This window comes from Bacillus sp. 05T31 (genome assembly GCF_056396725.1).
Map to the genome: position 1 here is coordinate 1 of NZ_JBFTMA010000255.1, position 10,433 is coordinate 10,433.

Below are 10,433 nucleotides of genomic sequence, written 5' to 3' on the forward strand. Positions count from 1 at the left end.
GTGAAAATCTTCATTGTTGATCCTGGTTCAAATGCATTTGCAATGGCATCATTATAAAAATATTTATTCTTCTCTTGATTCGGATCATAACTAGGTTTACTAGACATCGCTAATATTTTCCCTGTCTTCGGATCCGCAACAATCCCTATTAAATTTTCTGGTTCATAATGTTTACTCGCTTCTTTCATTGCGTCTTCTAAATAACTTTGAATACGTTGGTCAAGCGTTAAATACACATTATCTCCATTTTTAGGTGCCTTTACATTCACTTTCCCGCCGTCAAGAGATACTCCTTTACGGTCACCTGTATAAGCTACCTCACCATTAGAAGCCCTTAAATACTTATCCAAACTCTTTTCTAAGCCAAATTCACCTACTGCGATTCCATTATCATCAGGTCTGGCATGACCTATGACGTAAGATGCGAAATCACCGTTTGGATACACTCTCGCATTTTCGGTAATAAAAGTTATTCCCGGCAATTTCAATGCTTCTATTTGTTCTTTCTTTTCTTTCGTCAAGCCCTTACCCAATGTTCCAAATTCCACTTGACTTCTATCTTTATTTAAAGCGGCTAAGATCGCGTCTTCGCCCGTTCCGAGTACTCCWGCGATTTTCTTTGCAGTATCCTCTTTATCCTYAACRGSSTTAGCWCCTTTTAAYTCSGCTACMAKTYTATARGAATTTGCGTCTTGYGCTAGYACATGACCATTTTGATCATAAATTGTTCCTCGATTCGCTTCGAGAACTCCCTTTTTACTATGTTTCTGCTCAGCAAGTTTCTTCAAATCATGATTGTCCACTGTTCCTGTTGCTTGTATGTAAAAAAATCGGGCTAATAACAGCAAAAAGAGCAGGAGGAAAAATATCATAAAATAACCTGCTCCCTTATTGGTATGAAATTTGGTCATATTTCTCTTCATCTTTTCTTCACACCTATTTGCCTTACTTTAGGCCTTTCACATTATTCGCATTAATTTCTAGCCCGTGTTTTTTTGCAACTTCAGCGATACGTTCATAACGACTTAACTTCTCTACTTCAGCCTGCAATTCTTGATTTTCCTTTTGTTTTTTCACAATTTGTTCTTCTATCGTCGCTGCTTCTACATTAACTTGATATAGACCCGCTTTATTCCCAATAAAAGCTACACAAGCATATAATAAAAACCCAATAAACGTTACGTACAATAGCTTTTCAATTCTTGTAATTTTCGTTTTAACTTTTGGCTTAACCATCTGYTGTGGCGGCGCTTGAATTTGTACCTCTTCTTGCGCCTGTTGTTTATACTTTACAGCTAAATTAGTCATACCTCTCTCTCCTTTTTATCGTTTTTCAGCGATTCTCAACTTCGCAGAACGCGCTCGATTATTTTCTTCTAATTCAATGTCAGAAGGTAAAATCGGTTTCCTTGTAATAAGCTTTAATTTCGGCTTAAATTCATCCGGAATAATCGGTAGTCCCTGTGGTAATTGCGGCGTTGTGCTATTTCGCTTAAACGTCGTTTTACAAATACGATCTTCTAAAGAATGGAATGTTATAACACTAACTCTTCCACCAGGCTTGACCATATCAATTGCAGATTCCAACGCTTCTTCAAATACTTTTAATTCATCATTTACAGCAATACGAATCGCTTGAAATACTCGCTTCGCAGGATGTCCACCTGTTCTACGTGCCGGAGCTGGAATACCTTCTTTAATTAATTCCACTAATTCTCCTGTCGTTTCAATAGCCTTATTCTCGCGATAAGCTTCAATTTTCCTTGTTATTTGCTTTGAAAATTTTTCTTCTCCGTATTGGAAGAAAATTCTTACGAGTTGTTCATATGACCAGCTGTTCACAACATCATATGCTGTTAATGGGGCATCTTGATCCATCCGCATATCTAACGGTGCATCATGATGATAACTAAAGCCACGCTCTGGTGTATCTAATTGTGGGGATGAAACACCTAAATCGAATAAAATCCCGTCTACTTCTGTGATACCTAATTCATGTAGTTTTTCAGATAAATAACGGAAGTTGCTCTTCACTGTTACAAATTGTTCACCATAAGAAGAAAATTTTTCCTTCGCATTTTGAATCGCTATTTCATCTTGATCAAATGCTATTAACTTTCCACCATCTGTTAGCTGAGATARTAAATAAGAACTATGTCCTCCTCCACCCAGTGTACAATCTACATATGTACCACTCGGTTTTATATCTAAGCCATCTACTGTTTCTTTCAAAAGTACTGTTACGTGTTTGAACATTGCTGCACCTACTCTTTTTCCAATTAATTATGTTAAATACATTTCTCACTCTACAAACACAATTTACTACTAGAGGATGAAACGCTACTAAAGAACGACTCATTTAACTTCCAACAAGGTAGTACGCTATACAAATCGCTATTTTATTTTATTATATACTAAATTTTATCATTTTTTGCGGGAATTTAAACAAAAACCTGTCGAAAAAGATATTAATCCGTTTACATTTTGTGCTATTTTGTCATATATATATACCTGATACATAGCGATTCATTACATTAACATAAGATGGATAATTCAGAAATATTTCACTTCACAGTTAATTCAACAGAATAAAAATAAAATCCTGCTCAAAAGAGCAAGATTCTATAGTTTTATTACATGATGTTTTCCATCCCACGAAAAAGATTGTTCCATTACCCGGTCAACAAAATCAAGGCCGAACTGATTTAAATAATAACACACATTCCACACACGTTCTTGCGGTGCTCCTAATGGACGAAGCGCGAATTGTAAACGGCGGAATTTATTCAGTTGAACCTCATGTTTCTTCTCAACATTTCTTTTCAACATTTTTTCTAACAGTTCAATTTGCTCATTAATTTTCAGTTCATTTTTCCCMGCAAACTCATTTAACCCTGGATCTATTTTTTTCACGAATTGTTGTAATGATGTATGAATATCCATTATTTCTTTTTTCGCTTCTATAAATCGCTCGTCTATCGGTTCCTCTATTTGATTAGAAAGCCAATTGTCACGCAGATTATCTATATTATTTAGAAATGGATCAATTTCTTGCAAATCTAAATCATATAAATCTGTCGCTATATCTCGCTCCATATAAGTAATTGTAAGCCGCGGAACAACAGGTGGCATTTGGAAACCTGCCGTATGAAACACTTGTTGCAATTCACTCCAATAAGCTAACTCCCCTGGACCGCCAATAAACGCTAACGTAGGAAACACATATTCTTGCATAAGAGGGCGCGTTACAACATTATTACTAAAACGTTCTGGACTTCTTTCCATCTCTTCCATCAATTCTTCATACGAAAATGAATGCACTCCATCTTTTCCAATAAACTTCCCTTGATTCTCTTCAAGCAATACTCGCTCATTATCAATTTCCATAAATATATGCACTGCATTTGTCTTCGTTTCAATAATCGGTTTAAATCCTAATTCCTTAAGTACTTCCTGTTGATTACGAAGCCCTACTTGAATTTCTTTATATTTACTTATAATTTGTTGTAAAAACGGCACTTCTAATTTTCTTAATGCAGGATGATGTGAATCTACAAGAATTAAACCAGAATTTGCGAACATTTTCGTAATAAGGTGCGCAAAGAAATCTACATATGTATGCGATTTACCTAAAGCATCATCAACAAATTGTAATACATCCTTTGTAAAATTCGTTTCCGGATATGTTTTAAAAATCTCTTCGACCCATTTTCTACAGTCTTCAATAGAAAACTCAGACTCAGAAGCACTCGCCTTTTTCGGATAACGATCATGAAAAATGGTCTTTTTTATTTTTTTATTTTTCGTTACAAATGTATGATTAATTTCATCCATATCATGGTCTTCACCAGCAATCCAAAAGACAGGAACAACCCGAACGCCTAAGCTCTCTTCTTTTTCTTTTGCAAGCTGTAAAATTGAAATGATCTTATGAACTGTATAAAGCGGACCAGTTAATAACCCAGCTTGTTGTCCAGCTATAACTACATATGTATTTTCATCTTCAAGCGCTTTTATATTTTGAATTGTAAATTCTCCCGCTTGCAATTGTGTATTATATTCTAATAAATGCGTTACTAAATCTTGACGGAAAAACTCTCTCTCACGTAAATCATGTAAACGCTGTTTAAAAGCATCCTCTGTTAACAGATAATCAAAACATGACTGTATCTCTTTTTTACCGTTCATATAGTCCGCTACAACACCTTGTAGTGGAACAGAGATTTCTTTTATCTCCATATAATTCTTCCTTTCGTATCCTGTTCTCTCACCAACCCACATTGTATTCAATGTTTCACGTAAAAGCAAAGAAAAACACTTATAATTCCATTCCTTTTATTGCATTGAACAAAAATCGAAGTGTCGGAACAGATTGTTGTTGTTCCTTAGCTTCTTCTAATACATATCCAACAATCGCGTTAACTTCCGTTTGTCTATTCGCYCTTACGTCCGCTAACATAGATGAAGTATTACGGGATGTTTTTTCACATACTTGGCATACCATTTTCCATAGCATTTCCTTATCTTCTTCTTTAACAAGAAATGCAACTTCCTGAAATACTTGCTCCATCATTTGATAAAAAAGCGGGTTTGAAATTAACTCCCCGTTCTCAACCCGCAATAATGCCGTCAACGGATTAATACATACATTGACTACTAATTTATTACGCATAATCCCCTTCCAATCATCTTCTATCTGAATCGGAAAATAATCAAAAGGAAAACAATTAAATACCTTTTTAAAACAACTAGATTGACCACGCACTATACCAAACTTTGTAACACCTATTCCAGTATGACGAACTGTATGTCCATCCTCTTTTTTTGCACCATGCTCCACAATCCCGACTGCTATACGTTCATTTCCTATTTTTTGCATAACGTGAAGATGTGACATTCCATTTTGCAAAAAGATTAATGACGATTCTCCCTGCACAAAAGGTAATATATCAGTTACATGATATTGCTTTACAGCAATAAATRTATAATCTAACTGTTTATCCAGCATACTTTCTATCGGTAAAATAGATGGAAATACCGTTTCACGTTCTCCATTCCTAATACAAGTTACACCCGTTAAGTTTAATTCTTCTGCTTGCTTATCGTTTCTTGTAAACAACGTAACATCTTGATTACTTTTTTGTAAATAAAATGTATATAGGAGACCAATAGCTCCCGGTCCAACAATTCCAATTTTCATCTTCACACAAAGAACTCATATTAACAAGTGATATAAGTTCCCTTGCCTTTCCCCCTTTATATCTTATTAAATTACAATTACATAGTTGAGGATTCAATTATCTTTTAACAAATGCAACCTCTTCTTTCACTACGTATATGCTACCTATATACATAGTTCTATTCTTAGTTTAGCAAATCCTCAAAAAAATAATGAAAGAAATATTCTATCTTCTTCATAAAAATTTAAAAATGAGTTATAATATTATTATAAATATTATAACTTTTCTGCATTCAACAAGTTTTCAAAAACAAGGATTCGGACAAATGCTTGTTAATTATGCGAAACAACTACAATTCCCAATTAAAACGATAGCACGTATCCAGTCATCTGGTTTTTGGGATAAATTAAGTTTCCAGTCAGTATCAGTAACTGATGGTGATTTTTATATTTGGCATCCAGAAACAAATTCGAATGCGATTACAAACGAAGACTCTGCATAAGAAACAAAAAAAACAGCTGTTACGCAGCTGTTTTTATTTCTTTAATTTTTCTAATTCTCCATTCGAGCGAGCGCCATTTCTTTCCGCTACCATTACACTTCTTTTTTGATCGATATAATCAAGTAATGTTCTATATTCTTCCTCATATACTGATAATCGCTCCAGAAGACGTTCTTTCTCTGTTTGTAACGATTCAATTTGTTGTTGCAACACCATTAAAGAGCTTTCATCTTTATAATTCCGCAAGAATTCAATAACATCATTCAATGTAATTGATGTAGGCTCTAATACCTTCGTCTCTTTCACTTCATAATTTTCTACTTTACGAAGTTGCTTTGCTTCTTCAATACGTTCTTTGTATTGCTTTCTAACATAAGAATTCCACCTAAATCCACATGCTGCTGGTGTGCGAGACAAATGTCTCCCCACTTCTTTAAAGGCAGAAAGTTGCGTTCCACCTTCTTGAATATGCCGGAGTACTACTTCTGCCAGAAGCAAATCTTCATCATCAGTCCAAGCATCTTGTCTTGTTGTCGCCATCTCTCTAGTCCTCCCTATGCATTTTTTATTAAGCATATGCAGTTACTAGAAAAGATAGAATACAACAAATAAAGAATAAGACAAAAAAAATAAACGTAGAAGATATCTTCTACGTTTATTTTCCCGCAATTACTTGCTGATTACTTCTTTACCTTTGTAAGTACCGCATGCTTTACATACACGGTGAGCTAATTTCGCTTCACCACAGCTTGGGCACTCTACCATACCAGGTACTGATAATTTGAAATGCGTACGACGCTTTCTTTTTACTGTTTTAGAAGTTCTTCTAAAAGGTACAGCCATTCTTCCCACCTCCTTAAAAGAAATAGTTATTTTCATATGAAGGCCTAAACCAGTCTTCCGATTATTTGTCAAAAAACTTTGCAAGTCCTGCTAATCGTGGATCAACAGTCTTTTCTTTGTTTTCTTCCGAAATCACTTGCCAGTCTTGACCTTGCATCGGTGCTCCACCAGAAACATCATCACTGAAAATTTGCATTGGAATCTCCAAAAGTATATTTTCCTTGATTACGGGCAGTAAGTCAAGTACTTCTCCTTCTAAACAATGAATTTCAGCTTCTGTTTCAAATTCTTCTTCCGAAGTTTGGAACACCTCAGTTGTTTTAATGTCAAATGGTAATGTCACATCTACTAAAGAGCGAGAACATGGTAAAACCATGCTTCCAGTTATATGTAGATGAAACGTAAACTTACCGGAGCCAAAATCAACTCTTCCTGTTACATGAGCAGGATTAATTTCACGAATATCTTTCTCGACCTCTTTTAGCTCACTTACATCTACCATTTCATTTAATGTCAATCCTTTATTTCTCAATTTATTCAATTGATGGATGGACCATTTCATATCATATCACCTCAAGGCAACAAACAAAATTATAGCTAGCCATTTTATATTTGTCAATGTTTTTTCTTTACACTATAATGAAGTCATCATAGGAAATAATATATAGACTATCACGTTTTCCAAAAAGATGCTACATCGAAAGGAGAGATTACCATAAAATCCAGTGGTATTGTTGTTGAATATAACCCTTTTCATAACGGTCATGCTTATCATGTGCAACAAACAAAAAAGTTAACACAGTCTGATATTATTATCGCCGTTATGAGTGGTCCTTTTTTGCAGCGTGGTGAGCCCGCACTCATCTCCAAATGGTATCGTACCAAAATGGCCTTAACAAACGSCGTAGACCTCGTTGTAGAGCTTCCATATGCATTCGCAACACAAAAGGCCGAAACTTTCGCAAATGGCGCAATTTCGATTTTAAACGCCCTTGGTGTTTCTGAAATTTGTTTCGGTAGTGAAGATGGACAAGCTGAAAATTTCTACAATACCATCGCTATACAAAAAAATGAAGAAGAGACTTTTAATCGTCTTGTGAAGCAATTTATGAATGCAGGTAATAGTTATGCAAAAGCTACATCTGAAGCCTTTCTACATATCTTACCACCCGAAAAAAACGTRGATATGTCACAACCAAATAACATTTTAGGCTTACAGTACATTAAAGCAATTCTCTTACAAAACAGTTCGATGCAAGCACAAACTATAAAAAGATTCGCCTCTCATTATCATGATGAAACATTTCACGATCAACATATTGCAAGTGCAACAAGTATTCGCAAACAGCTATTTAATGAAAACAGTTCCTCTACAACTATTGAGCCTTTTATCCCGAAAATGACTGCTTCTCTTTTAGAAAACTACAAGCAAAACTACGGGACGTTACATAACTGGGAAAAATACTTTTCATTTTTTAAATACAAACTTATGACGATGTCTTCAGAGGACTTACAACATATATATGAAATGGAAGAAGGTTTAGAGCATCGTATTTTATCAAAAATACAAAACAGTTCATCTTTCTATTCATTCATGGAAGCATTAAAAACAAAACGTTATACATGGACTAGATTGCAAAGAGCTTGTACACATATTTTAACAAATACAACGAAGGAAGAAATACACAAAGCAAATATAGAGCAACATGCGCCGTATATCCGTCTTCTTGGAATGTCACAAAAAGGACAAACTTATCTTTCTAGAAATAAGAAAAAAATAGAACTCCCAATCCTTACTCATACAAAAACATTCGAACATCCAACTTTAGACATAGAACGAAAATCAAATGCTGTATATTTCTCCATAATGCAAGAACCTTTGCGGACACAACTGCTAAAACAAGACGCAACGCATCATCCAATTCGTTATGATGAAATAACGAAAAAATTCCTATAAGAAAAACCTCTCTTCTTCAGAGAGGTTTACTTTGTTTTACCCATTTTTTCCAAATACGTTAATGCATCATCCAGTGTGTCCACCGGTACAATTTTCATCTTCGTTTTAATATCTTTCGCAGCTTCAAGAGCATCTTTATAATTCGATTTCTCTACACCTTTTTCATTTGGCGCAAAAAACACTTCAGCTCCCGCATCACTAGCAGCTACTACTTTTTGCTGAATACCACCAATTGGACCAATTTCTCCTTTATCATTGATTGTACCTGTTCCAGCTATTTCATGTCCGTTTGTTAAATCTTCTTCAACGAGCTGATTATAAATTTCTAGTGTAAACATTAACCCCGCTGATGGACCGCCTATTTCATGGGAATCAATTTTCACTTTCGGATCTACTACTAACTCTCTTTCCGTAACGATAGAGACCCCTATACCGACGCGTCCATTCCCATTAGGGATCGTCTTTACATTTAAATTTTCTTTAAACTGTTTTCCGCCCCGCTTGTATTCAATATTTACTGTGTCCCCTTCTTTTTTCCCTGTCATATACTCAATAAATTGTTCCGTCTTGTCGAATRTTTTTCCATCGACAGCTATAATAACATCTCCAAGCTTAAGCTTTCCCTCTGACGGCATACCCTTTGCTACACCAGCAACTAGTACACCTTTATTTTCAAAAGAAACAGAGCGATTTGCACGTTTATAAGCATTATAGATTGCTGCATTTTGCGAATCTTTCATTGCATAATTTTGGCGAAATTGATATTCTTCATCACTCTCGCCTTTTTGCAATATTTCTTCCGCCTTCGAAACGTGTGTATATTTATTAAATTGCGCGGCTATTAAGTTCACCACATTAGCAGGTCCCATTGAGACAGTGACAAGCATGAAATCACCAGACTCTTTAGTTCCACCGTCAACTTGCACGTACGGCGCTAATTTCGCGGCCATACCTGGTTTTGTCACATAATACGGCAAGCGCACATAAACAAGTAGCATCGCCAATATAACCCCTATTAAAATTGCATATATAAACCGAAAACGCTTAAACATTATGTTTCTCCTTCCACTGCTCAATTAGTAAATAAATGTTTGAAATATGTTTTTCCGCTTCCACTTCTCCGACCCTAATAATGTCTTCAATATGTGTAAAAGCACGCGAACTAAATTGTTCCACTGCTGGCCGCATCATTAAATCTGATGCTATTTGCCGATTCATCACAAGTTCATGTTGCATAATTTCAATACTTTGCATAATTACATCATAAATCRATGTAACCTCTCCATTCACCTTAATTGGAGATACATCAACAGCAATAACAATATCAGCACCTAAATCTTTTACAACCGATACGGGAATACGGTCAATTACCCCTCCATCCACTAATAAGCGGCCATCTATTTTTTCTGGAACAAACACCCCTGGTACAGATATACTAGCTCGAACCGCCTCCGCAATCGGACCACYTGTAAAAACAACTTTCTCCCCCTTCAAAATGTCAGTAGCCACAACAGCTGTCGGGATATCTAACTCTTCTAAATTTTTATTATATGTAAACATTTTAATCATATCTTTAATACGTTTTCCAGCAATAAATCCCATTTTAGGAACTGTAAAATCCAAATAATATTTCCTTTTGAAAACAGCTGCCAATTTATACAGTCTTTCAACGTTACAACTCGCTGCATAAAATGTACCAATTAATGCCCCTATACTACTACCTGCTATCATGTGAATAGGGATGCCAGCTTCCCTCAACACTTTTATTACCCCTATGTGAGCAAAACCTTTTGCACCTCCGGATCCAAGCGCTAAACCGATTTTTGGTTCCTTCATTTTTCTCACCCTTTAATTTTTTTCATTCCTTTTTCATACTTATGGTCTAAATTCACCACATATCCACGTATACTGAAATGAACGTTTTTGGGACAAAGGGGGATTTTCTTACATG

11 protein-coding genes and 1 pseudogene are annotated in these 10,433 nt (G+C 35.5%); 2 read left to right on the top strand and 10 right to left on the bottom strand.

What is annotated here, in order from left to right; all coding sequences use genetic code 11:
- The 5 genes from AC1DJR_RS16040 to panE all read right to left on the bottom strand — a co-directional run.
- A partial coding sequence (locus AC1DJR_RS16040) for a penicillin-binding transpeptidase domain-containing protein (protein WP_477003000.1) occupies positions 1 to 923 on the bottom strand: 923 nt, incomplete at its 3' end.
- A 22-nt stretch (positions 924 to 945) separates the two neighbouring features.
- Positions 946 to 1,308, bottom strand: coding sequence for a cell division protein FtsL (ftsL, locus tag AC1DJR_RS16045; protein ID WP_002014745.1), 363 nt, complete (start codon positions 1,306 to 1,308; stop codon positions 946 to 948).
- Between the two features lie 15 nt (positions 1,309 to 1,323).
- Positions 1,324 to 2,256 carry a 16S rRNA (cytosine(1402)-N(4))-methyltransferase RsmH gene (rsmH, locus tag AC1DJR_RS16050; RefSeq protein WP_002014746.1) on the bottom strand — a complete coding sequence of 311 codons (933 nt, stop codon included), beginning with the start codon at positions 2,254 to 2,256 and terminating at the stop codon, positions 1,324 to 1,326.
- Between the two features lie 366 nt (positions 2,257 to 2,622).
- Positions 2,623 to 4,239 carry a bacillithiol biosynthesis cysteine-adding enzyme BshC gene (bshC, locus tag AC1DJR_RS16055; protein WP_002128861.1) on the bottom strand — a complete coding sequence of 539 codons (1,617 nt, stop codon included), beginning with the start codon at positions 4,237 to 4,239 and terminating at the stop codon, positions 2,623 to 2,625.
- 79 nt (positions 4,240 to 4,318) lie between these two features.
- Positions 4,319 to 5,206 carry a 2-dehydropantoate 2-reductase gene (gene panE / locus AC1DJR_RS16060; protein ID WP_477003001.1) on the bottom strand — a complete coding sequence of 296 codons (888 nt, stop codon included), beginning with the start codon at positions 5,204 to 5,206 and terminating at the stop codon, positions 4,319 to 4,321.
- A gap of 272 nt (positions 5,207 to 5,478) precedes the next feature.
- Between panE and AC1DJR_RS16065 the strand changes: the two are divergent.
- Positions 5,479 to 5,682, top strand: a pseudogene (locus tag AC1DJR_RS16065) (GNAT family protein); the annotation flags it as partial.
- 33 nt (positions 5,683 to 5,715) lie between these two features.
- Here AC1DJR_RS16065 and AC1DJR_RS16070 read toward each other — a convergent pair.
- The 3 genes from AC1DJR_RS16070 to AC1DJR_RS16080 form a co-directional block, all read right to left on the bottom strand.
- The gene (locus tag AC1DJR_RS16070; protein WP_002066865.1) at positions 5,716 to 6,222 is read right to left on the bottom strand and encodes an RsfA family transcriptional regulator; all 507 of its coding nucleotides are present in this window, start codon (positions 6,220 to 6,222) and stop codon (positions 5,716 to 5,718) included.
- A 129-nt stretch (positions 6,223 to 6,351) separates the two neighbouring features.
- Positions 6,352 to 6,525: a 50S ribosomal protein L32 gene (rpmF, locus tag AC1DJR_RS16075; protein WP_001984764.1), complete on the bottom strand. Its 174-nt coding sequence runs from the start codon at positions 6,523 to 6,525 to the stop codon at positions 6,352 to 6,354.
- Between the two features lie 61 nt (positions 6,526 to 6,586).
- Positions 6,587 to 7,087, bottom strand: coding sequence for a YceD family protein (locus AC1DJR_RS16080; RefSeq protein ID WP_002014753.1), 501 nt, complete (start codon positions 7,085 to 7,087; stop codon positions 6,587 to 6,589).
- Between the two features lie 153 nt (positions 7,088 to 7,240).
- On the opposite strand from AC1DJR_RS16080, the gene AC1DJR_RS16085 reads away from it, so the two are divergent.
- A complete protein-coding gene (locus AC1DJR_RS16085; RefSeq protein WP_477003004.1) occupies positions 7,241 to 8,482 on the top strand; it encodes a nucleotidyltransferase in 1,242 nt (413 codons plus the stop codon).
- Between the two features lie 26 nt (positions 8,483 to 8,508).
- Here the strand turns inward: AC1DJR_RS16085 and AC1DJR_RS16090 are convergent, their stop codons facing one another.
- Positions 8,509 to 9,534, bottom strand: coding sequence for a SepM family pheromone-processing serine protease (locus tag AC1DJR_RS16090; protein ID WP_477003002.1), 1,026 nt, complete (start codon positions 9,532 to 9,534; stop codon positions 8,509 to 8,511).
- Positions 9,527 to 10,318, bottom strand: a complete 792-nt coding sequence (locus AC1DJR_RS16095; RefSeq protein WP_477003003.1) for a patatin-like phospholipase family protein — start codon at positions 10,316 to 10,318, stop codon at positions 9,527 to 9,529. The genes AC1DJR_RS16090 and AC1DJR_RS16095 overlap by 8 nt, the downstream gene beginning before the upstream one ends.
- Positions 10,319 to 10,433: the final 115 nt, after the last annotated feature.